Source organism: Actinomadura sp. WAC 06369 (assembly GCF_003947565.1).
GTDB classification, from domain to species: domain Bacteria; phylum Actinomycetota; class Actinomycetes; order Streptosporangiales; family Streptosporangiaceae; genus Spirillospora; species Spirillospora rifamycini.
This window is the reverse complement of record NZ_QHJN01000016.1, coordinates 25538-46127: the sequence shown is the minus strand read 5'-3', so window position 1 is coordinate 46127 and position 20590 is coordinate 25538. Positions and strand designations below refer to the sequence as shown.

Annotated in this window: 22 protein-coding genes; 9 read left to right on the top strand and 13 right to left on the bottom strand. The window is 73.5% G+C overall.

Features of this window, described 5'->3' with window-relative positions; genetic code table 11:
* Positions 1–121 precede the first annotated feature (121 nt).
* From DMH08_RS07135 to DMH08_RS07125, 3 genes are all read right to left on the bottom strand, one after another.
* On the bottom strand, positions 122–742 hold the full coding sequence (locus DMH08_RS07135) for a hypothetical protein (protein ID WP_158642262.1): 621 nt from the start codon (positions 740–742) through the stop codon (positions 122–124).
* 83 nt (positions 743–825) lie between these two features.
* Positions 826–1008 (bottom strand): DUF397 domain-containing protein, encoded by a 183-nt coding sequence (locus tag DMH08_RS07130; protein WP_325052911.1) that lies wholly within the window; start codon positions 1006–1008, stop codon positions 826–828.
* A gap of 2 nt (positions 1009–1010) precedes the next feature.
* Entirely contained in the window at positions 1011–1823 is an 813-nt protein-coding gene (locus DMH08_RS07125; RefSeq protein WP_125612496.1) for a helix-turn-helix domain-containing protein, read from the bottom strand.
* A gap of 147 nt (positions 1824–1970) precedes the next feature.
* Here DMH08_RS07125 and DMH08_RS07120 point away from each other — a divergent pair, with 147 nt between their 5' ends.
* Positions 1971–2333: an ATP-binding protein gene (locus tag DMH08_RS07120; RefSeq protein WP_158642261.1), complete on the top strand. Its 363-nt coding sequence runs from the start codon at positions 1971–1973 to the stop codon at positions 2331–2333.
* 127 nt (positions 2334–2460) lie between these two features.
* On the opposite strand, the gene DMH08_RS07115 is transcribed toward DMH08_RS07120, so the two are convergent.
* Positions 2461–3192, bottom strand: coding sequence for a class I SAM-dependent DNA methyltransferase (locus DMH08_RS07115; RefSeq protein ID WP_125612492.1), 732 nt, complete (start codon positions 3190–3192; stop codon positions 2461–2463).
* A 116-nt stretch (positions 3193–3308) separates the two neighbouring features.
* On the opposite strand from DMH08_RS07115, the gene DMH08_RS07110 reads away from it, so the two are divergent.
* Complete coding sequence (locus DMH08_RS07110; protein ID WP_125612490.1) at positions 3309–4148, top strand: alpha/beta fold hydrolase; 840 nt, start codon at positions 3309–3311, stop codon at positions 4146–4148.
* On the opposite strand, the gene DMH08_RS07105 is transcribed toward DMH08_RS07110, so the two are convergent.
* Positions 4129–4377, bottom strand: a complete 249-nt coding sequence (locus DMH08_RS07105) for a hypothetical protein (RefSeq protein ID WP_125612488.1) — start codon at positions 4375–4377, stop codon at positions 4129–4131. The genes DMH08_RS07110 and DMH08_RS07105 overlap by 20 nt on opposite strands.
* Positions 4378–4744: 367 nt before the next feature.
* Between DMH08_RS07105 and ddaH the strand changes: the two genes are divergently transcribed.
* Positions 4745–5584 carry a dimethylargininase gene (gene ddaH / locus DMH08_RS07100; protein WP_125612486.1) on the top strand — a complete coding sequence of 280 codons (840 nt, stop codon included), beginning with the start codon at positions 4745–4747 and terminating at the stop codon, positions 5582–5584.
* Here ddaH and DMH08_RS07095 read toward each other — a convergent pair.
* A complete protein-coding gene (locus tag DMH08_RS07095) occupies positions 5581–6657 on the bottom strand; it encodes an FAD-dependent oxidoreductase (protein WP_125612484.1) in 1077 nt (358 codons plus the stop codon). The two genes, ddaH and DMH08_RS07095, sit on opposite strands and share 4 nt — an antisense overlap.
* A gap of 50 nt (positions 6658–6707) precedes the next feature.
* Here DMH08_RS07095 and DMH08_RS07090 point away from each other — a divergent pair, with 50 nt between their 5' ends.
* A complete protein-coding gene (locus DMH08_RS07090) occupies positions 6708–7271 on the top strand; it encodes a TetR-like C-terminal domain-containing protein (protein ID WP_125612482.1) in 564 nt (187 codons plus the stop codon).
* Here DMH08_RS07090 and DMH08_RS07085 read toward each other — a convergent pair.
* Positions 7230–8576: an MFS transporter gene (locus DMH08_RS07085; protein WP_233617451.1), complete on the bottom strand. Its 1347-nt coding sequence runs from the start codon at positions 8574–8576 to the stop codon at positions 7230–7232. The genes DMH08_RS07090 and DMH08_RS07085 overlap by 42 nt on opposite strands.
* A 16-nt stretch (positions 8577–8592) precedes the next feature.
* Positions 8593–9168, bottom strand: a complete 576-nt coding sequence (locus DMH08_RS07080) for a helix-turn-helix domain-containing protein (RefSeq protein WP_026401035.1) — start codon at positions 9166–9168, stop codon at positions 8593–8595.
* 65 nt (positions 9169–9233) lie between these two features.
* Here DMH08_RS07080 and DMH08_RS07075 point away from each other — a divergent pair, with 65 nt between their 5' ends.
* Positions 9234–10169 carry an NAD(P)/FAD-dependent oxidoreductase gene (locus DMH08_RS07075; RefSeq protein ID WP_034516551.1) on the top strand — a complete coding sequence of 312 codons (936 nt, stop codon included), beginning with the start codon at positions 9234–9236 and terminating at the stop codon, positions 10167–10169.
* A 34-nt stretch (positions 10170–10203) separates the two neighbouring features.
* A complete protein-coding gene (locus tag DMH08_RS07070) occupies positions 10204–11259 on the top strand; it encodes a transcriptional regulator (RefSeq protein WP_125612480.1) in 1056 nt (351 codons plus the stop codon).
* Here the strand turns inward: DMH08_RS07070 and DMH08_RS07065 are convergent.
* The gene (locus DMH08_RS07065; RefSeq protein WP_125612478.1) at positions 11237–12682 is read right to left on the bottom strand and encodes a WS/DGAT/MGAT family O-acyltransferase; all 1446 of its coding nucleotides are present in this window, start codon (positions 12680–12682) and stop codon (positions 11237–11239) included. The genes DMH08_RS07070 and DMH08_RS07065 overlap by 23 nt on opposite strands.
* A gap of 245 nt (positions 12683–12927) precedes the next feature.
* Between DMH08_RS07065 and DMH08_RS07060 the strand changes: the two genes are divergently transcribed.
* The gene (locus DMH08_RS07060) at positions 12928–13605 is read left to right on the top strand and encodes a uracil-DNA glycosylase (RefSeq protein ID WP_125612476.1); all 678 of its coding nucleotides are present in this window, start codon (positions 12928–12930) and stop codon (positions 13603–13605) included.
* Positions 13606–13611: 6 nt separating this feature from the next.
* Here DMH08_RS07060 and DMH08_RS07055 read toward each other — a convergent pair whose 3' ends face one another.
* Entirely contained in the window at positions 13612–14472 is an 861-nt protein-coding gene (locus DMH08_RS07055) for a hypothetical protein (RefSeq protein WP_026401039.1), read from the bottom strand.
* A 131-nt stretch (positions 14473–14603) separates the two neighbouring features.
* Between DMH08_RS07055 and DMH08_RS07050 the strand changes: the two genes are divergently transcribed.
* Positions 14604–15377 (top strand): lysophospholipid acyltransferase family protein, encoded by a 774-nt coding sequence (locus DMH08_RS07050; protein ID WP_034516554.1) that lies wholly within the window; start codon positions 14604–14606, stop codon positions 15375–15377.
* A 142-nt stretch (positions 15378–15519) separates the two neighbouring features.
* Positions 15520–16713 (top strand): DUF5925 domain-containing protein, encoded by a 1194-nt coding sequence (locus DMH08_RS07045; RefSeq protein WP_125612474.1) that lies wholly within the window; start codon positions 15520–15522, stop codon positions 16711–16713.
* A gap of 201 nt (positions 16714–16914) precedes the next feature.
* Here the strand turns inward: DMH08_RS07045 and DMH08_RS07040 are convergent, their stop codons facing one another.
* From DMH08_RS07040 to DMH08_RS07030, 3 genes are all read right to left on the bottom strand, one after another.
* Entirely contained in the window at positions 16915–18054 is a 1140-nt protein-coding gene (locus DMH08_RS07040) for an RNA-guided endonuclease InsQ/TnpB family protein (RefSeq protein ID WP_125612472.1), read from the bottom strand.
* A gap of 185 nt (positions 18055–18239) precedes the next feature.
* Entirely contained in the window at positions 18240–19421 is a 1182-nt protein-coding gene (locus tag DMH08_RS07035; protein ID WP_125612470.1) for a trans-sulfuration enzyme family protein, read from the bottom strand.
* A 270-nt stretch (positions 19422–19691) separates the two neighbouring features.
* Positions 19692–20567: a DUF2470 domain-containing protein gene (locus DMH08_RS07030; RefSeq protein ID WP_125612468.1), complete on the bottom strand. Its 876-nt coding sequence runs from the start codon at positions 20565–20567 to the stop codon at positions 19692–19694.
* Positions 20568–20590: the final 23 nt, after the last annotated feature.

Here is a 20590-nt window from a genome sequence, read left to right as displayed (position 1 = left end):
ACAAGCTCGTCCGTCCGGCACTACACGGTGCGGCCGAGCGATCCGTGGCTGCGGCCCTAACCCCGCCTCACGCAGGAGCCGAACGCCGAGCTGCAAGGCCTAAGGAACGAACCGCGTCCCATCACATCGATTCGGTGCCACTGCGGAGCAGGTCCAGGAGGGCGGCCTCCTGGGCGGGGTCGCGCAGAGGGGCCGGGCCCTTCGTGAGCGGGTGGAGCGCCCCACGGGCGGCGGCGCGCGGCTCGTGCCACAGCGCGGCATGCAGGGCCTTCGCGAACCAGCCGAGCATGAAAGCGGCGTTCCGCTCGTCGTCGTTCATCTTGGAGCAGGCGAAGTCGTTGAGCGATCGTCCCGCCCGACGTGAGCGCGCCAGCCACGAGCGGACGTGCACGCCGAGCTCGGACTCCGGGGACACGGTGACGCCCTCTCCGCGCTCGGCCGCGGCGACCGCCTCGGCGAGGCCCGGGGTGCCGTCGAGATGGAGGAGGGCCGCCAGCCGCATGGTCTCGCGCGCGGCGGCCGCGCGCAGCAGATGCGCCGGGGCGGCTTCGAGCGCCGCGCGCATGGCGGGGTCCGTGGGGCCCTGGGACAGGGCGGGCGGAGCCGGGCTGAACCAGGATTCGATCTCGGCGGACGGTAGTTCACCGGCGAGATCGCCGCGCCGCGGGACGGCACCGGTGATCAGGTGCGCCAGGTACGTCCAACGTCTTGAGCGCGCCCGGCTCACCATGGGAACGAACACCGACCCGGCCGCGTCCGTATCCGGTCACCCGAGCAGCGGACCGATCCGCCGCCGGACGGACGGCGCGGGGACGGCCCTCGGGGTCAGCGGTCGAAGTCGCCGCGCCGGATGCGGTCCAGCAGGCCGCCGAACTCCCGGCGGGCGAAGCCGAGGCGCGGCCCGTCCGGATCCTTGGAATCGCGTACGGCAACGCCACCGTTCACGTGGGCCACCTCAACGCACACCTCATCGTTGGCGCTTCCGGTGTAGGAGCTCTTCCTCCACACGATCACTGGTACATCCCCATCGTCCGCTCGATCAGCTCCCGGGAATCCGCCCGAGATAGGGCAAATGCCCCGATTTGATCGAACTTTATCCCGAGTGCGGCGACCTCGTCACTGGTCTCGATCAAGCGCCCGCCGATCTGGGCTCCAGCGTAAGCGATCTCCCGCCCATGGACCTTGAGGAGTTGAAAGGGGCCGTCATGCCCTGGATGATGACCGGCCGAGCGGAGGATCACGCGGACGCTCAACTGCGGACCGTCATCGACACCGAGAAGGTGGCGCAGTTGCCCCGCCATGACCTCCTTGGATCCGACCGGACATTCGAGCACCTCCTGGTCGATCAAGATCCACACGTACGGTGCCCCGGTACGTCCCAAGACCGACTGCCGCTTCATGCGCGCCTTACTGAGGGATTCCGCCGTCTGCACCGGAACATCGGTCTTCAGAATGGCCTGTGCGTACTCCTCCGTCTGCACCAGTAGCGGCACGTTCTTGCCGTTGTAGACCTTGATGACCTCGGCGGCCGCCTCGTACTGGACGTACTGCTTGAACCAGTCGGGGTCGTGGCCCGTCCGCGCGTAGTGCATGAGGCGCTGGAAGTGGCCGCCGGTGTTCCATGCCTTGTCGAGGAGCGCCATATGGTCATCGTTCGGCCGGTGGCGGCCCGCTTCCCAGTTCGAGACGGTGCCGCGCGCGACCTTGACGACCAGTGCCGCCTGGGCCAGGGAGAGACCTCGCTGGGTGCGGTAAAGCCACAGGTCGAAGGCCAGCCAGGCCCAGAGTGACGAGTTCGGGTCGATCGTCTCCCGGACGGTCATTGCAACTCCCCCGTATTGACTGGATTGCAATCCATCACACGCTAACTCGCCGCCGCCGATTCTGTGGACGGAATCACAGGAGAAGGGACGGCGGCCATGAGCGGTCAACACTCAGGAATAGAATGTGGCAAATCGGACGAAATGCGGATGACTCTGCTCGCTGTGGAATCGTCCGTCGTGCTCGCTCGCGAACTCGTCCGGTACGCGCTCGCGAATTGGACGTTCGAGCGGGCTGCCATCGACGACTCGGCGGTCGTGGCGAGCGAGATCGTGACGAACGCGGTGAACGCGGCGTACGGGCGCGAGATCCGGATTCGTATCGCGGTGCGGGCGGGTGCGGCGCTGTTCGAGTGCTGGGATCCGTCGCCCGAACTCCCGCGAAGCCGGGAGGCGGGACCGGACGACCTGGACGGGCGGGGTCTCGCGATCGTCGCGGCCTACGCGAAGGACACGGGCATCCGGCCGTCCGCCACCGGGGTCGGGAAGGTCGTGTGGGCGCTCATGCCGTGAGCCCGTGCCGGACGAACGGGGCGTGGACCGGGTGTCGCGGAAGCGGTCACCTTCCGCTCGCCCGGAGGGGGTTTCGGCGAGGGGCGCGCCCTCGGCAAGGTGGTCGTGACGATCACCTGACGGGCGCTCACGGGGCGGGCTTGCGCCACACGGACACGTGCTCCTCGCTCTCGTGGGTGAACGGGGCGCGCGTCCACGTGGACCAGCGGCCGACGAGCTCCATGCCCGCGATGCGGGCCATCAGGTCGAGTTCGGACGGCCACACGTACCGGAACGGGATCGAGCGGAACTCGCCGCGGCCGTCCTCGACGGTGACGTAGTTCGAGCTCATCGCCTGCGTGGCGCAGTCGTAGCGGTCGTACGCCCAGCTCGTCGCGCCGACGCGGAAGGGGACGGTCGTCTGGCCGGGCGGGAGGCGGCGGAGGTCGGGGACGCCGACCTCGACGACGAAGCACCCGCCGGGCTCCAGGTGGGCCGCGGCGTTGCGGAAGCACTCGACCTGGGCGTCCTGCTCGGTCAGGTTGTTGATCGTGTTGAAGACGAGGTAGGCGAGCGCGAACGTGCCCGGGACGCGGGTCGCGGCGAAGTCGCCGATCGTCACGCCGATCGCGTCGCCGCCGGGCTTGGCGCGCAGCCGGGCGACCATGGCGGCGGAGAGGTCGATGCCGTGGACGGGGACGCCGCGGCGGGCGAGCGGCAGGGCGATGCGGCCGGTGCCGATGCCGAGTTCGAGGGCGCGGCCGCCGCAGGCGAGTTCGGCCAGCAGGTCGACCGCCGGTCCGACGACGTCCGGGGCGAACATCTCCGCCGACGTCTCGTCGTAGGTGGCCGCGACGCTCTCGCCGAAGTGGTCGTCCATGGTCGGGACGCTAGCCCCGAGCGAGGGCGCCGTCACCTCATTTTCATGACGCAAGCTTACCTATGAGCGTGTATAAGTGACCTAATAGGGATGTTTGCAGGATGAAGAGGTGTGATGTGAGCACGATCTACAAGTCCCTCGAGGGGGAGCGTGAGCTTCTGCGGATGTACCGGGCGAACCTGGCCGGGTGGCCGGTGCCCGCCGAGCACGTGCGGGTGCCGACGCGGGAGGGCGAGACGTTCGCCGTCGTCTCCGGTTTGGCGGACGCGCCGCCGGTGGTGCTCCTGCACGGGTCGGGGGCGAACGCGACGATGTGGCTGGACGACGTCGCCGTGTGGGCGCGCGACTTCCGCGTGCACGCCGTCGACCTCGTCGGGGAGCCGGGGCTGAGCGCGCCGTCGCGGCCGGAGCTCGGGACGGGCGCGCCCGCGCTGTGGCTGGACGACGTGCTGGACGGGCTCGGCTTGGCGGACGCGGCGTTCGTCGGGGCGTCCCTCGGCGGCTGGTTCGCGCTGGACTACGCCGTCCGGCGCCCGGAGCGGGTGCGGCGGCTGGCGCTGCTGTGCCCGGGCGGGCTGGGCCGGCAGAAGGTCGGCTGGCTCGCCAAGGCACTGGTCGTGCGCGCGCTGGGGCGCGGCGGCGTGCGCCGGTCGGCGGCGGAGGTGACGGGCCTGCCGGACGGGCCCGTCCTGGACGGGCTGGTGCTGACCTTCGAGCGGTTCCGGCCCCGGACGGAGCGGCTGCCGGTGTTCCCGGACGGCGCGCTGCGCGGGCTGCGCATGCCCGTGCTGGTGATCGTCGGCGGGCGCGACGTCATGTTCGACTCGCGCGGGACGGCGCGGCGCGTCCAGGAGAACGTCCCGGACTCGACCGTGGTGCTGCTGCCGGAGACCGGGCACGCGATCCTCGGGCAGACCGCGGCGGTTGCCGATTTCCTCACCAGTCGTCGAAGGTGAGGTCCTCGGCCATCTCGTCCCACGGCATGGGGCGCATCGCGCGGGCGGCGTCCGGGTGGACCATCCGGTCGCCCGCCTGCTGGAACCACACGACGACGAGCCGGGAGGTCCACCAGCCGTCGCCCGCGCGCGGCGTCGGGGGCCCTTCGAACAGGCCCGTGCAGCGGACGGGGTACAGGTACTCGTAGACGTGGCCCGTGTGGGGGTCGACCTCGGGGGCGCTTCGCATCGGCGGGACGAGCCACGCCGGGCCGCACCGGTACCGGCGGGCCGCCTGCTCGGCCGCATCCTCGATGATCTGGTCGTTCAGCCGGGCCTCCGGCGCGCCTCGATCAGGCCGCCGTACGTGAGGCCCATCTCGATCGCCTTGAGCCGGATGGTGCCCCGATCGATCTCGATCGTGCACAGGTCGCTGGTCGAGTCCATCCGGGGCATTATCCAGTGTTCCTCACGGCACGCAACGTTTCGCCTCGGGTCGGGGCGAAGCAGCAATGAAACGCCAGATGAGCGCAAGGTTCGCGCATTGGTTCGCGGCGCGCGGCTTCTTAGGCTTTCGATAAGTCGGATCCTCTCTTCGGAAGCCTGTGGAGACACGCATGACCGTCATGCCGGCGATGGAGCCAGCACCCGCGCGGACCGCGCTGCGGCGGCACTACCTGATGTGCCGCCCGGAGCACTTCGCCGTCACGTACGCGATCAACCCGTGGATGGACCCGGCGGCGGGCGCGGACGCGGGCCGGGCGGTCGCGCAGTGGGAGGCGCTGCGGGACGCGTACCTGGCGCTGGGGCACGAGGTGAGCCTGATCGAGCCGGTGGCGGGGCTGCCGGACATGGTGTTCGCGGCGAACGGCGCGCTGGTCGTGGGCGGCCGGGTGTACGGGGCGCGGTTCGCGCACGCGGAGCGGCGGGCGGAGGGCCCCGCGTACGCGGCGTGGCTGCGGGCGAACGGGTTCGCGGTGGTGCGCGAGCCGGAGCACGTGAACGAGGGCGAGGGCGACTTCCTCACGCTCGACCACGTGATCCTGGCCGGGACGGGCTTCCGGACGGAGATCGCCGCGCACCAGGAGGCGCAGGAGTTCCTCGGGCGTCCGGTGGTGACGCTCCGGCTGGTCGACCCGCGCTTCTACCACCTGGACACGGCGCTGTTCCCGCTGGGCGGCGACAACGTGGCGTACTTCCCGGGCGCGTTCTCGCCCGGGAGCCGGGCGGTGCTGGAGCGGCTGTTCCCGGACGCCGTCACGGCGGACGAGCGGGACGCGGCGGTGCTCGGGTTGAACGCCGTCTGCGACGGCCGCAACGTGGTGGTCAACGCCGAGGCGGAGGGGCTGATCGGGACGCTGCGCGCCCGGGGGTACGAGCCGGTTCCGGTGGACCTGTCGGAGCTGCGCAAGGCGGGCGGCGGCCCGAAGTGCTGCACGCTGGAGCTGCGCGGCTAGAAGTAGTCGGTGGCGGAGCGGAGCCACTTCACGTACGACTTGGTGGAGCGGGCGTCCGGGACGAGCCCGGTGATCGGCCCCTGGCGGCTGGGCATCTCGGTCGCGACCATGCGGGCGACGCGGCGGACGGTCCTGGCGCGGGCGCGCTCGTAGGCGCGCGGGTCGCCGGGGGTGCGGCTCAGCGCCCAGGCGTCCTCGACGGCCTGGGCGGCGCCCATCGCCATGGCCGGGGGCATCGTGTGGACGGCGTCGCCGAGGAGGGTGGTCGGGCCGCGCCCCCAGGTGGACGGGACGCGGTGCAGGTGGTGCGGGTAGAAGCCGGCGGTCTCGGCGTGTTCGAGCACCGCGGGGAACGGGTCGGGCCAGCGCCCGAACCGCTCGCGCAGCCGGTCCAGGATGCCGGGCGAGTCCCAGAAGCGGCTTCCGGGCTTGGCGCGCAGGTCGAACCACCACAGGGCGCGGCCGTGCCCGGCGGGGGCGATGCTGCCGAGCGACCGCCCGTCGGAGACGAGCACGGTCCGGCCGCCGCCGGCGATGTCGGACGGCAGGTCGGTGAACGCCTGCCAGGTGGCCCAGCCGTTGAGCCGCGCCTCGCGGCCGCCGAGGGCCCGCCGGACGACCGAGCGGCGGCCGTCGGCGCCGACGAGCAGGTCGCCGCGCACGGTCCGCCCGTCGGCGAAGACGAGTTCCGCGCGGTCGGGGTCGACCTCGGTGATCTCGTGCCCGTAGCGGACGGGCACGCCGTCGGCGAGGCGCTCGACGAGTTCGCGGCGGGCGATGTGCAGGGCGGGCAGGCCGTCGAAGGCGCGCTCGACGGCGGTGAGGTCGATGGCGCCGAGGCGGCGGCCGCGCGGCGAGAGGCTCACCATCGCCTCCAGCCGGCGGCCCGCGCCGTCGAGGTCGACCTTGAACTCGCGCAGGATGCCGGCGGTCGCGGGCCAGATCGAGATCGAGCCGCCTTCGGTGCGGAGTTCGGGCGCCGCCTCGTACACCTCGACGTCGTGCCCGGCGAGGGCGAGGCCGCGCGCCGCGCTCAGTCCCGCGACACCCGCGCCGGCGATGAGTACTCTCATGTTCGGAACCCATTCTGAGACTTGCAGTATCTGATACTAGGAGTATCACAATGATGGCTCGGGGGCGCAAGCCCGATCCCGCGGTGGACGCGCGCATCAAGCGGGCGGCGGTCGAGCTGCTGGTGGCGAAGGGGCCGTCGTTCACCGTGGACGAGGTGGCCGCGGCCGCCGGGGTGGGCCGGGCCAGCGTCTTCCGCCGCTACGCGACGAAGCGCGACATGCTGCTCGACGCGATCCGCGCCGCCATGGACGCCCAGGTCACGGCCGTCCCCGACACCGGCTCGCTCGAAGGCGACCTGCTGGTGATCGTCTCCGAGACGCTCGCCGTCTGGAACGCGCCCGAGTTCGCGGAGCGGACGCGCGAGATGTTCGGCGAGGCGGGCCGCGACCCGGCGGTCGGCGAGATCCTGCGCACCGCCATGCGCGACCGGATGGCCCGCAGCCGGCCGATCTACGACCGGGCGATCGAGCGCGGCGAGCTGGCCGCGGACGCCGACCTGTGGCTGCTGTCGGACATGGTCGTCGGCCTGGCCGTGTACCGGGGCCTCATCGGCGTGCCGCAGCCCGACCCGTCAGGCATGGTCCGCGCGCTGCTGCACGGCTTCGCCCGCTGACCCGCCCGGCCCCACGGGGGCGAGGCGGGCGAGTTCGCGGCGGGCGAGGCGGCGGGTGCGCAGCACCCCGGCGACGCCGACCGCCCAGACGAGCGCCTGCACGGTCCACGCGAGGCGGAACGCCTCGGGCGTGTACTCCCGGCCGGGCGACGCGGCGTCGAGCACGACCCCGACGAGCAGGATGGTGACGAGCGCGCCGACCGAGCCGCCGACGTTGACGATGCCGGTGGCGGCGCCGTGCCGTCCGGGCGGGTTGAACGTCCGGGCGTAGTCGAAGCCGATCATGGCGCCGGGGCCGCCGAGCGCGACGCACAGCACGAGGACGACCAGCAGCCAGGCGGGCGCGGGCGGCGGCCACGCGAGCGTCGCGGCCCACGCCCCGGCGTTGAGGCCGACGATCCCGAGGACGAGCCACGAGCGGCGCAGCGGGTGCCGCGCCACGAGCCGTCCGATGTAGGGGCCGGACACCATGTTCGCCAGGACGAACACGGTGAGGAGGGTCGAGGCGGTCGCGGGCTCCATGCCCTGGCCGGACACCAGGTACGGGTAGCCCCACATCAGGGCGAAGGCGTTCGAGGCGAACTGGGTGACGAAGTGCGTCCAGAGGCCGAGGCGGGTGCCGGGCTGCCGCCACGCGGCGCGCAGGTCGCGGCCGATCTCGCGCGGCGTCGGGGACGCGGCCCGCGCGGCGTCGGGCGGGGCGTCGCGCAGCACGGCGAGCGCGAGGACGCCGACCAGCACGCCGAGGGCGGCGGCGGACCCGAACGCGGCGCCCCAGCCGGGGCCGTGCAGCAGCGCGACCAGCGGGACCGCGCTGAGCACCTGCCCGAGCTGCCCGAGCAGGCCGGTGAGCTGGGTGACGACCGGGACGCGCGGCGGCGCGAACCACGCGCCGACGATGCCGAGCACGCTGATGAACGTCATGGCGTCCCCGGCCGCGACGACGACGCGGGCGGCGACGGCGAGCGGGACGGACGTCGCGGCGGCCATCAGCGCCTGCCCGGCGGCCATCAGCAGCGCCCCGCCCGCGATCATCCGGCGCGGGCCGACGCGGTCGAGCAGCAGCCCGACGGGGATCTGCAGCCCCGCGTAGACGAGGAGCTGGACGACCGTGAACGTGGCGAGGATCCCGGCGGACGCGTCGAACCGGTGCAGGGCGTCCTCTCCGGTGACGCCGAACGACGTCCGGTGCAGGATCGCCGCGACGTAGGCGGCGATGCCCACGCCCCACAGCGCCCACGCGACGGGTGCGGTCCTGGTCTCTCCGGTCTCCTGGGGATGCTGGGGAGTTTGGGCGTTCTGCACGGAAAGCCAATGTATGTCACTTCCGTCTGGGTTGGGCGCGCATGTGCAAGCGCTCACCCTGCGGCCCCATCAGGCAGAGCACCTCGACCGGCCCGCCGACGCCCGCGAACCAGTGCGGCAGCCGGGTGTCGAACTCGGCGGCCTCCCCCGGCTCCAGGACCAGGTCGCGGTCGCCGAGGATGAGCCGCAGCCGCCCGTTCAGGACGTACAGCCACTCGTAGCCCTCGTGCGTCTTCGGCTCGGGCTTCCCCGGGCGCTCCGGATGGATCATCTTGAACGCCTGGATGCCGCCCGGACGGCGCGTCAGCGGCATGACGATCAGGTCGCCCCGCTTCTGGGGCCGCAGCCGGACGCGCGGGTCGCCGACCTCGGGCGCGCCCACCAGCTCGTCCAGCGGCACCTGGTACGCCTGCGCGAGCGGCAGCAGCAGCTCCAGGCTGGGCCGCCGCTTGCCCGACTCCAGCCGCGACAGCGTGCTCACCGAGATGCCGGTGGACTCCGCGAGCGCGGACAGCGTCACCTCCCGCTCCCGGCGCAGCCGCCGCAGCCGCTCCCCCACGCCCGCCAGCACGTCCTCGATCGGTTCGCTCATGGGTCCATTGCAGTTTCGGCAACGAAGTTTGTCAATCCCGCAGGGCGTCGCGCATCCTCGGCGGCATGAGCGAACACCTGGGGAACGAGCAGCGGGAAGTACTGATCATCGGCGGCGGCCCGGCCGGGCTGAGCGCGGCCCTGGTGCTGGCCCGGGCCCGCCGCCGCGTGACCGTCGTCGACTCCGGCGAGCCGCGCAACGCGACCGTCGCGCACATGCAGGGCTTCCTGTCCCGGGACGGGATGCCGCCGGAGGAGCTGCGCAGGATCGGCCGGACCGAGGTCCGCGGCTACGGCGGCGAGATCGTCGACGGCGCCGTCGAGCGCACCGAGCGGACCGCCGGCGGCTTCGCCGTGACGCTGCGGGACGGGACCGTCCTGCACGGCCGGCGGCTGCTGGTGGCCACCGGCGTCGTCGACGAGCTCCCGGACGTCCCCGGCCTGCGCGAACGCTGGGGCCGCGAGGTGCAGATGTGCCCGTACTGCCACGGCTGGGAGGTCCGCGACCAGAAGATCGTCGTACTGGCGACCGGCCCCATGTCGGTGCACCAGGCGCTGCTGCTCACGCAGTGGTCCGCGGACGTCGCGCTCGTCACCGCCGAGGCGCCGCAGGGAGCGGACGCCGACCGGCTCGCCGCCCGCGGCGTCACCGTCGTCCCGGGCGAACCGGCCCGGCTCGCCGTCGAGCGCGACCGCGTCACCGGCCTCGACCTGGCCGGCGGGGAGACCGTCCCGTGCGACGCCGTCTTCCTCGGCCCGCGCATGGTCGCCCGCTCCGGCCCGCTGACCGACCTCGGCTGCGAGCTGACCGAGGACGGCCAGGTGAAGACCGACCAGTTCGGCCTCACCAGCGTGCCCGGCGTGTGGGCGGCCGGGAACGTCGCCAAGCCCGCCGGACAGGTGATCATCGCGGCGGCCGACGCCGTCTGGACCGCCGGGCTGATCAACATGGACCTCATCGAGGAGGACATCGAGCGCGAGCTCGCCGCCCGCGCGGCGTGACCCCGCCCGCGCCCCGGTCCGTAGGGTGGCGGGCATGGACGGCGAGGCGCGGTGGCGGGACGAACGGGCGGCGCTCGACGGCGCGCGGGCACGGCTCGGGGAGGTCGCGGACGGCCTGTACCCGGACGTCCCGCGCGTCGCGGGCACGCCGCTGCGGTGCGCGGACGGCTGGGTTCCGGACGCGCCGGTCCCGCTCGGCGACGTCCGGCTCGCCTGGGACCCGGCGCCCCCGCCGCCCGCCGTCGCCGCCCCGCCGGACGGCCTGCCACCCGGGTACCGGACGTACGCGGAGGCCCTCGGGGCGCTCGCGCCGCCGGCGGTGTTCGAGGACCGCCCGGCCTACCGGCTCGTCGCCGTCGAGCCGCCGGCGGACCGGCCGGTGCTGCGGCTCTCGCCCGCGCGGTACTTCGACGGGGTGAACGTCGGTGAGGCGGTCGCGCACGAGCTGGCCGCGGGACGGCGCGGCCTGCGGGACCGGATCGGCGACCCGTGCGACCTCGCCCGCCGCACCGTGCTCCCGGCGATCACGACCGTGACGCTGACGGCGTCCGGGACGTACCTGCTGCACCGGCGCGACCCGGCGAAGGTGGCGCACGCGGGCGGCCTGCTCCAGGTGATGCCGGTCGGGGTTTTCCAGCCGCTCCGCGCGGCGGACGAGCGCCGCGACCTCGACCTGTGGCGCTGCATGGTCCGCGAGTACGCCGAGGAGGTGCTCGGCCGGGACGAGGACTACGGCGCCGCGTTCGACCAGGACGCGTGGCCCTTCCACCGCGCGCTGACCGCCGCCCGGACGGCCGGGCGGGCGCGCGCCCACCTGCTCGGCATCGGCGTCGACCCGCTGACGCTCGCGCTGGACGTGCTGACCGCCGTGGTGTTCGACGACGACGCGTTCGCCGAGCTGTTCGGGGACGCGGTCGAGGTCAACGCCGAGGGCGAGGTGGCGCGCGCGCCGTTCGACGGGACCGTCCCGGCGCCGATGCAGCCCGCCGGCGCCGCCGCGCTGGAACTCGCGTGGCGGCACCGGGAGGCGCTCCGGGTCACCCCGTCTCCGGTCAGCCCGTCTCCGGTCAGTCCGCCACGAGGGCCTTGAGCTCGTCGAGGGCGTCGTCGAGGTGGTCGATGATCTCGGCCGGGTCGGGGACGAGGTCGCGGCAGGCGACGATGCCGATGTCGACCGTCCCGTCGTAGGAGAACACGGTGATGTTGAGGCCGCCGCTGACGTCCGTCACCACCGAGATCGGGTAGTAGCCGAGGACGCGCGCGCCGCACAGGTAGAGCGGGAACTGCGGGCCCGGCACGTTCGAGATCACCAGGTTGATCGGGCGGAGCGAGACGGCCGCGCCGGCCTGCAGGACGAGCCGCGTCAGCGGCCCGGCGACGGGCGCGGGGACGAGCCCGCTCAGCTCCCGCACCCAGCTCCCGGACGTCACGGCGAAGCGGCGCTTGACGAGGTCCATGTCGCGGCGGACGGCCGTGAACCGGCCGGCGGGGTCGGGGATGTGGGTGGCGAGCGGCGCCGTCATGATCGACACCTGGTTGCACGCGTCGGTGGTGGACCGGCCGCCGCGCAGCGACACCGGGACGCCGGCGACGAGCGGGCGGTCGGGCAGCTCGCCGCGCTTGTCGAGCCACTGCCGCAGCGCGGTCGCGCACAGCGCCATGACGACGTCGTTGACGCTGCCGCCGAGCCCCCGGCCGATCCGCTTGACCTCGTCGAGCGGCAGCTCGCCGCAGGCGACGGCGCGGCGCGGGCCGATCGGCCGGTTGAACGGGGTGGGCGGCGCGCTGGACCGCGGGACGCGCGGCAGGCCCTCGCGGCGCAGCGCCCCCTGGACGAACGCGGACGCGAGGCCCACGCCGGGGATGGCGGCGACGCCCGGGATCTCGTCGGCGTGCGGGACGGCGCGGGCCATCGACAGCGCGGCCTTCACCGGGTGCAGCGCGGCCTTGAGCAGGCCGGTGCGGAGCATGTCGCCGAGCGCGGGGGCGCGCTCGGGGATCCGGTCGGGGTCGGGGTGCACCTCGCGGGGCTCGGGGGTGAGGTCGAGCAGCGCGGCGAGCGTCTCGGCGGCCATGACGCCGTCGGTCGCGGCGTGGTGCACCTTGGCGTAGACGGCGGTGAGGCCGCCTTCGAGCCCCTGGACGAGCACGATCTCCCAGAGCGGGCGCGCGCGGTCGAGGGGCCGCTCGTGGAGCATCGCGACGACCTCGGCGAGCTGCCGCCGGGTGCCGGGCGCGGGCAGCCCGATCTCCGAGATGTGCCGCTCGGGCGTGAAGTCGGGGTCGTCCTCCCAGTAGGGGTGGTCGAGGGAGAAGGGGACCTGGACGAGCCGCTGCCGCAGCGGCGCGGCCAGGTGCGCACGCTCGCGGATCAGCGACGCCACCAGCGGGGCGGTGAGCCGCCCGCCGGGGCAGCCGGCCGGGTCGACGACGCCGACCCCGGCTATGTGCGCGTGCGTGGTGCCGGTCTCGGCGTGGAGGAAGGTCGCGTCCACGGTGGTCAGCTGGCCCATGCTCTCGTCCCGTCCGCTCGTCGTGCGCCTGCCTACCTCTTGAGAGTTATGTCGTGGCCGGGCGGCGGGTCAACATTGTGAGCGAGAAGAAATAAGGTCTTAACGGGGCATTCCCCCCTCACCTCGGCGTATTTTGAGCAGGTTTTCACGAAGTTTTGATTATTTTCCGCGCGACCCCGGTCAGGAAATCTCACCGGCCCCATCAAGCCGCGGCGTGTCCGATCATCTCGCTAGGGTGTGGCGCCATGACGGCACGCCCCCTCTCAGAGATCGTCGAAGCCGGCTGGGCGGACGCGCTGCGGCCCGTCGCCGGGACGATCGCCGCCGCCGGGGACTGGCTGCGCGCGGAAGTCGCGGCCGGGCGGCGGTACCTCCCCGCCGGGAACATGGTCCTGCGCGCGTTCACCCAGCCCTTCGACGACGTCCGCGTCCTCATCGTCGGGCAGGACCCCTACCCCACCCCGGGGCACGCGGTCGGGCTCAGCTTCTCCGTCGCGCCGCACGTCCGGCCGCTGCCCGCGAGCCTGATCAACATCTTCCGCGAGTACTGCGACGACCTCGGCCACCCCGAGCCGTCCACCGGCGACCTCACGCCGTGGGCCGAGCAGGGCGTCCTGCTGCTCAACAGGGCGCTCACCGTGATGCCCGGCAAGATCGGCTCGCACCGCGGCAAGGGCTGGGAAGAGGTCACCGAGCAGGCCATCCGCGCGCTCGCCGGGCGCGGCCGCCCGCTCGTCGCGATCCTGTGGGGACGCGACGCCCGCAACCTCAAGCCGATGCTCGGCGGCGTGCCCTGCATCGAGTCGCCGCACCCGAGCCCCCGCTCGGCCGACAGCGGCTTCTTCGGCTCGCGCCCGTTCAGCCGCGCCAACGAGATCCTCCAGAAGCAGGGCGCGCCGCCCGTCGACTGGAAGCTGCCGTAGGCCCGCTCAGCTCTCGTCGGGGAGGCGGCGCAGCAGCGCGGCGAACTCGTCCGACCCGGACGGCGTCGCGTCCGGGTCCAGCGGGGTGAGGCGGCGCTCGCCGTGGCTCCAGTACACGCCCGGCGCGCACGGGTCGTCGGCGTCGCCGTGCATCTCGCGGACGACGTCCGCGAACACCGGCAGCACCTCCAGCACCGCCGCCGACGTGATCGGGTACAGCAGCAGCGTGCTGTGGCACGGGACCCCGACCAGCGCGCCGTGCTCGTTCGGCCACGGCAGGAACTGGTCGACCTCGCTGAGCAGCGCCGACACGTACCGGCTGCCCGGCTTCGAGACGACGCGGACGTCCCGTCCCGGCAGCAGCGGCTGCACCCGGACCTCGACGTCGGCGAGCTCGCGGTCATGGGTGTTCGTCATCACGTAACCGAGCTTGTGCAGGCCGAGCAGCCCGGCCCGCGCCTTCGTCAGCGGCCCCCCGTAGCGCGGGTGCTCGATCATCACCATCGCGTCGAAGTGGTCGCCGGCCGGGACGACGACGAGCCCCTCGCGCTCGCGCGGCGCGAGCTTCGGCACGATCCGCAGCCGCAGCAGCTCGCGGACGTCCCCGAACAGCTCCATCTCCCCGACCGCGAGGAACGCGCGGTCGCCGACCTCGCGCACCCACTCGTCCACCACCTTCGGCCACGCCGCACGGGGCTCGCGGGCGCAGCGCTCCAGCACCGTCCAGCTCGACGCCCGCGCCTCCGACCGGCCCACCGGCAGCACGACCTCCGAGGTGCCCGGGTCGAACCACGCGGTCGGCGCGAGGTCCGGCAGCACATCGCGGATGAGCGCGTGCACGTCCGCCGCCGCGTCCAACGGTTCCATTGCTCATCCCCCTCCACGGTTACGGGATCACGTCACACCACAACCTTCTCAGAGACGACCCCGGTTGTGCGATGCATCGCGGTTCTCCGCTCTCGGTCGCTGATCACCATGAGCTCAAGTACGGTGCTGACATGGCCGAACACGTGTACCCGCCGGTGATCAAGACGGCTAAGGGAGTCTTCAAGGCGCTCAACCTCAAGTTCCGCCTGGAGGGGACCGAGCAGATTCCCCGCACCGGGGGCGCGGTGCTGGTCAGCAACCACATCAGCTACCTGGACTTCATCTTCGCCGGGCTCGCCGTCCACCCCGCCGGGCGGCTCGCGCGCTTCATGGCGAAGAAGGAGATCTTCGACAACCGGATCGCCGGGCCGCTGATGCGCGGCATGCACCACATCCCGGTGGACCGGGAGGCCGGCGCCTCCTCCTACGCGGCCGCGCTCAAAGCGCTCAAGGGCGGCGAGATCGTCGGGGTGTTCGCCGAGGCGACGATCTCCCGCTCGTTCACCGTGAAGGAGATCAAGTCCGGCGCGGTGCGGATGGCGGTGGCGTCCAAGACACCGCTGATCCCCATCGCGCTCTGGGGCCCGCAGCGGCTCTGGACGAAGGGCCGCAAGCGCCGCCTGTTCCAGCGCAACGTGCCGGTCACCATCCTCATCGGCGAGCCGATGTACCCCAAGCGCGGCGACGACTACGAGGCGGTCACCGCCGAACTGCACCGCCGCATGTCGGAACTGCTCGACCGGGCGCAGCGCGAGTACCCCGACGTCCCCAAGGAGAACGAGCGCTGGTGGCAGCCCGCCCACCTCGGCGGGACCGCGCCGACGCCCGAGGAGGCCGAGAAGCTCGACCTCAAGGAGGCCGAGGACCGCAAAGCCGCCCGCGAACTCCGCGGCGGCTCCTCCTGACGGGCCGCCCCGGAGCGCCCCGGAGCGCGCCCCCGGCCCCCGAACCCCCGCGAGGCGGGCGAGCCGCACCCGCCGTGACGAACCCGTCCGGTTCGGCTAATTCGGTGGACGCCGTCCGCCGCGGGGCCTGATCATCGAAACCATGACCACGCCGCACGAGCCGTCGCAGGAGGTCGTCCACCTGATCACGCCGAGGGAGCCCGGGGAGAGCGCCACCGCACCCGGCCCGGACGCGGCGCTGCCCGTGGTCTTCAACCTCAACGACGGCAACTCCCCCGCCGACGTGATGGACGTGCTGTCGCTGCGGCCGTTCGCGTCCGGGGAGCAGCCCTGGTCGCGGTCGACGCGGCTGACGCACGTCCGCCCGGAGGCCCCGCTGCGCCCGGACGGCGCCCGGCTGGTGCGGGTCGCGCACGAGAAAGGCAAGGAGTCCGTCCTCGCCGAAGGCGACGGATGGACGCTGCTCAGCAACAAGTGGAGCAGCGGCATCGCCTACGTCGCCGTCTCCGCGGTGAGCGACGACCTGGCCGAGTCGATCCTCGCGGCGTCGGTGCAGGACGCCACCGACCCGCCGAAGACCGACGAGACCAGCGTCGAGATGGGGTTCTGGCACCAGGCGCCGCACGGCCCGGTCCGCCAGGAGCGGGCCATCTCCGCCGACCCGTGGGACGACATCCGCGCGAACTACACCGCGCGGGTCGCCGACGACCTCGACGCGGTGATGAAGCTCGGCGCCGACGACGTGTCCGGCCGGCTCCTGCTGCTGCACGGCCCGCCCGGCACCGGCAAGACGACCGCGCTGCGCGCCCTCGCCCGCGCCTGGAACGACTGGTGCGACGCCGACTGCGTCCTCGACCCCGAGTCGCTGTTCGGCACCCCGAGCTACCTGATGAAGGTCACCGTCGGCGAGGACGACGACGAGGGCCGCTGGCGGCTGCTCATCCTCGAGGACTGCGACGAGCTGATCCGCGGCGAGGCCAAGCAGTCCGCCGGCCAGGGCCTGTCCCGGCTCCTCAACCTCACCGACGGGATGCTCGGCCAGGGCCGCAACGTGCTCGTCGCGATCACGACCAACGAGGACCTCGCGCGGCTGCACCCCGCGGTCGTCCGTCCGGGCCGCTGCCTCGCGCAGATCGAGGTCGGGCGGCTCACCCGGGACGAGTCCGCCGAATGGCTCGCCGGACCCGACGGCGCCGGCGACCCGGACGGCGCCCTCGCCGCGCAGATCGGCCCGGACGGCGCGACGCTCGCCGAGGTCGCGGCGCTGCGCAAGGGCGAGCGCCGCTCCCTCGACCAGGACGCGGAGACCGGAACCGACACGGGCTTCTACCTTTGACGCGCTCCCCGGCTTGAATGCCGGGCATTCGGCCTGTGCCGCTTCGTTGCCGGTGCGGTCACTTCCGTGGCTTCCTGCTTCACCGGGCTGTGCCCTCGGCCGGGGCCGGGGGTCTTACCTGCCCTCCACAGGCGTTTAAGGTCTCCGCCTCCCCCGGGGGGACGCCCTGGGGGTTTCCGTCCGGCGGCGACCGGCAAAGCATCACCCGGAGGTGATGCGGCGCCCCTCGTGAAGAATGTTGCGGGCGGCGTTGACGTCCCGATCATGCCCGGCCCCGCAGTGCCCGCATGTCCAGTGGCGGACGTGCAGGGGTTTGGGGCCGTCCCGGTACCCGCAGCCCGAGCACAGCTGCGAGGACGGGAACGCCCGGTCGACCCGCGCGAACGTCCGCCCGTACCGGCGCGCCTTGTACTCCAGCATCTTGGTGAACTGCGACCAGCCCGCATCATGCACCGATGCGGCAAGGCGGGTGCGCGCCAGCCCCTTCACACACAGATCCTCGACATAGACCGCTTGGCTTTCGCGGACCAGAGCCGTGGACAGCTGGTGATGGAACTCGCGGCGCGCATCAGCGACCCCCGCGTGAGCGCGGGCGACTTTGAGACGGGCCTTGTCCCGGTTGGCCGATCCTTTCTGCTTGCGTGACAGCGCCCGCTGCGCCCTACGCAGCTTCTTCTCGGCGCGGCGCAAGAACCTGGGGGAGGCGATCTTGCGACCGTCGGAAGTCACGGCGAAATGCTCCAGCCCCAGATCGATCCCCACATCGCAGCCCGCACCGAGGCCCTCGCCGGGGCCGGGCTCACCGGTCCCACCGCCGGTGGTCTCGACCACGAACGAGCAGAAGTACCGGCCCGCCGTGTCCTTGACCACCGTCACCGTCGGCGGCACCGACGGCAGCCGCCTCGACCACCGCACCTTTACCTCGCCGACCTTCGGCAGCGCGAGCTTGCCACCCGGCGTGATCTGCCAGCGGGCGTTGGCGGTGAACCGGATCGACCGGCGAGAATCCTTGCGGGACTTGAACCTCGGCGACCCCACCTTCGGGCGTCTACCGGCCAGCCCGTCGAAGAACGCCCGGTAGGCCGCCTCCAGGTCCCGCAGCGACTGCTGCAGCACCACCGCCGACACCTCGCCCAGCCAGGCACGCTCGGGCGTCCTCTTCGCCGCCGTCATGGCCGCCGACAACTCGGCCGCCGTGACGTACGGCAGCCCCGCCTCGCGGGCCTCCTCCCGCGCCCGCAAAGCGTCGTTGTAGACCACTCTGGCGCAGCCGAACGCCCGCGCGAGGGCGTTCTGCTGCCCCCGGGTCGGGTAGATCCTGAAGGAGTACCTGAGCTGCACGTGACCACAGTATTACTCTCCGGATGCGCGCGGAAGCGGGACACCGGAACTGGCCCGGTCCCATGCCGGGTGACGCCGGATCGCCCCGGGGGCGATCCGGCTTTTCCTGTCCCACTCCGCGGGAGGGGCGGCTTCGCCCCCGCCCTGAAGGGCGGAGCACTGCCGACAAAACCGGTAGCGCCCGCTCAGTGCGCTTTGGCGAGCGCCCGCTCGATGTCGTCCCACAGGTCGTCCGGCGCCTCCAGCCCGACCGACAGCCGGACGGTGCCCTCGCCGATGCCCGCGGCGGCGAGGGCGGCGGCGTCGAGCTGCCGGTGCGAGGTGCTCGCCGGGTGCATGACGAGCGACGCGACGTCCCCGAGCGACGGGCCGAGCGCGACGAGCCGCACCGCCTCGGCGAAGGCGCGGCCCGCGTCCCGTCCGCCCGCCAGTTCGAACGACAGCACGCCGCCGTGCCCGTCCGGCAGGAGCCGCGCCGCCAACCCGTGCTGCGGATGGTCCGGGACGCCCGGGTAGTGGACGCGCGTGACGGACGGGTGCGCGGCGAGCCGGCCCGCCAGGTCCAGGGCCGTCGCGCTCTGCCGGGCGATGCGCATCGGCAGGGTGGCGAGCCCGCGGACGGCGAGCCAGGCCGCGAACGGGTCGGCGGTCGAGCCGAGCTCGACGGAGTGCTCCCACACCCGGCGGTGCACGTCCGCGTCGGCGAACACGGCGGCGCCGCCGAGGATGTCGCCGTGCCCCCCGATGTACTTCGTCGTCGAGTGCACCGCCACGTCGGCGCCGTGCGCGAGCGGCGCGAACAGCACCGGCGAGAAGGTGTTGTCGACGACGGTCAGCACGTCCGTGCCCGCGAGCGCCGCCGCCAGGGCGGGGACGTCCGTGACGTGCGTGGTGGGATTGGAGATCGTCTCCAGGTACAGCAGCCGCGTGCGGGGGCGCAGCGCGCCCCGCACCTCCGCCGGGTCGTCGCCGCCGACCCGGGTGACCTCGACGCCCCACCGGTCGGCGAGGTCGGTCAGCAGCGCGTGCGTCCCGCCGTACAGGGACGCCTGCGCGACGACGTGGTCGCCGGACCGCAGCAGCCCCGTCAGCACGGCGTTGATCGCGCCCATCCCCGACGCGGTCGCCAGCGCGCGGGCCCCGCCCTCCAGGTCGGCGAGGGCCTCCTCCAGCGCCCGGACGGTCGGGTTGCCCATCCGCGAGTAGAAGAACGCCTCGTCCGGCCCCCCGAACGCGGCGGCGAGCGCGTCGGCCGAGTCGAAGCCGAACAGGTGCCCCTGGTAGATCGGCACGCCCAGGGGACGGCTGCCCGCGGGGATCGGGACGGGCGGGTGGACGGCGCGGGTCTGCGGGTCGCGTGCGGTCATGGGTCCAGCGTGCGAGCCGCGCCGGCGGCCGGGTAGAGCCAATCGGGGCGAGTGGCCCGCCGGAGGGGCCGGTCGCGGGCGCGCCCGATCGGTGCGGACGACCGTCGCCCGCCCACCCACCCCGCGAGGGCGGGCAGGCGATCGGATCCGCCCCGGCCGGGCCCTCGGGGCCGCGACCGGTGCAACGAGCATCACCCGGCGCGGGCGTCCACCGCATCCGGGAGACCACGGCCATTCGCGCGGATCCGCGATGTACGGGTCGCGGCGCACCTACGGGTTCGCGCGGGCGAACAGGGTGCGGTAGGCGCGGCGCAGACCGTGGACGTCCCGCACCGGTTCGGGGAACGGCAGCCGGAGGTCGCAGGTCACCGCCCCGTCCGCGCACGGCATGCGGCAGCGCAGCCACAGCCCGTGCCGGTCGATGCCCAGCGGCCGCACGGCGTCGCACGTCCCGTCCCCGAGGTCGGCCAGGACGGACGCGGGCAGCAGGCCGGTCAGCTCGCCGCGGTGCGCGGCGTCGAGGTGGGTGAGCATCCCGGCCTCGACGGCGACGAACGGGTCCGGCGCGGCGGCCGCGTACTCCTCGGGTTCGAGGACGGCGCCGCCCCACGCGTCGTCGATCTCGACCTGCGCGACCTCGAGGGCGAGGATCGTCCACTGGCTGCCCTCGTCCGCCTCGCCGCCGCCCGCGCCCCGCGGCGGCGGGACGGGCGCGGCCAGGTCGAGCAGCTCGGGGCGCGGGTGCGGGCGCGACAGCCGCAGCGCGGCGTCGCGCAGTTCGGCCGCCGGGACCTCGGTGAGCCACCCGTGCAGCCGGGCGCGACCCCGCACCCGGTCGGGCAGCGGGACGGGCGCGACGTCGCAGATCCGCAGCGTCGCGGGCAGGTCGGGCTCGCCGGCGAGCGCGGCGACGATCGGGGACGACGCGGGCAGGAGCAGCAGCGGCCGCCCGTCGAGGTCGGTGGTGTGCGCCGGGACCGGCGCGTAGGGGACGCCGGCCGCGACGAGCACGCCGTCCGCCATGCCGTAGGCGAGGGTCCGCGCCCGTTCCGCCGGCGTGGGCCCGGAACGGGCCTCCGGGCTCGCGGCGCCGGCGCCGCGCGGGCCGCCGCCGTCCTGCTGCTCGGTCTCCGCTCGTCGCACCATGCCTCCTTGCTATGTTGGTTAGG

Excerpts from the sequence above, each read along its gene's own strand:
- DMH08_RS07125 (WP_125612496.1), bottom strand. The coding sequence starts at position 1,823 with ATGACCGTCCGGGAGACGATCGACCCGAACTCGTCACTCTGGGCCTGG.
- DMH08_RS07120 (WP_158642261.1), top strand. The coding sequence starts at position 1,971 with ATGACTCTGCTCGCTGTGGAATCGTCCGTCGTGCTCGCTCGCGAACTC.
- DMH08_RS07115 (WP_125612492.1), bottom strand. The coding sequence starts at position 3,192 with ATGGACGACCACTTCGGCGAGAGCGTCGCGGCCACCTACGACGAGACG.
- DMH08_RS07105 (WP_125612488.1), bottom strand. The coding sequence starts at position 4,377 with ATGCGAAGCGCCCCCGAGGTCGACCCCCACACGGGCCACGTCTACGAG.
- ddaH (WP_125612486.1), top strand. The coding sequence starts at position 4,745 with ATGACCGTCATGCCGGCGATGGAGCCAGCACCCGCGCGGACCGCGCTG.
- DMH08_RS07095 (WP_125612484.1), bottom strand. The coding sequence starts at position 6,657 with ATGAGAGTACTCATCGCCGGCGCGGGTGTCGCGGGACTGAGCGCGGCG.
- DMH08_RS07090 (WP_125612482.1), top strand. The coding sequence starts at position 6,708 with ATGATGGCTCGGGGGCGCAAGCCCGATCCCGCGGTGGACGCGCGCATC.
- DMH08_RS07080 (WP_026401035.1), bottom strand. The coding sequence starts at position 9,168 with ATGAGCGAACCGATCGAGGACGTGCTGGCGGGCGTGGGGGAGCGGCTG.
- DMH08_RS07075 (WP_034516551.1), top strand. The coding sequence starts at position 9,234 with ATGAGCGAACACCTGGGGAACGAGCAGCGGGAAGTACTGATCATCGGC.
- DMH08_RS07070 (WP_125612480.1), top strand. The coding sequence starts at position 10,204 with ATGGACGGCGAGGCGCGGTGGCGGGACGAACGGGCGGCGCTCGACGGC.
- DMH08_RS07065 (WP_125612478.1), bottom strand. The coding sequence starts at position 12,682 with ATGGGCCAGCTGACCACCGTGGACGCGACCTTCCTCCACGCCGAGACC.
- DMH08_RS07060 (WP_125612476.1), top strand. The coding sequence starts at position 12,928 with ATGACGGCACGCCCCCTCTCAGAGATCGTCGAAGCCGGCTGGGCGGAC.
- DMH08_RS07055 (WP_026401039.1), bottom strand. The coding sequence starts at position 14,472 with ATGGAACCGTTGGACGCGGCGGCGGACGTGCACGCGCTCATCCGCGAT.
- DMH08_RS07050 (WP_034516554.1), top strand. The coding sequence starts at position 14,604 with ATGGCCGAACACGTGTACCCGCCGGTGATCAAGACGGCTAAGGGAGTC.
- DMH08_RS07045 (WP_125612474.1), top strand. The coding sequence starts at position 15,520 with ATGACCACGCCGCACGAGCCGTCGCAGGAGGTCGTCCACCTGATCACG.
- DMH08_RS07035 (WP_125612470.1), bottom strand. The coding sequence starts at position 19,421 with ATGACCGCACGCGACCCGCAGACCCGCGCCGTCCACCCGCCCGTCCCG.
- DMH08_RS07030 (WP_125612468.1), bottom strand. The coding sequence starts at position 20,567 with ATGGTGCGACGAGCGGAGACCGAGCAGCAGGACGGCGGCGGCCCGCGC.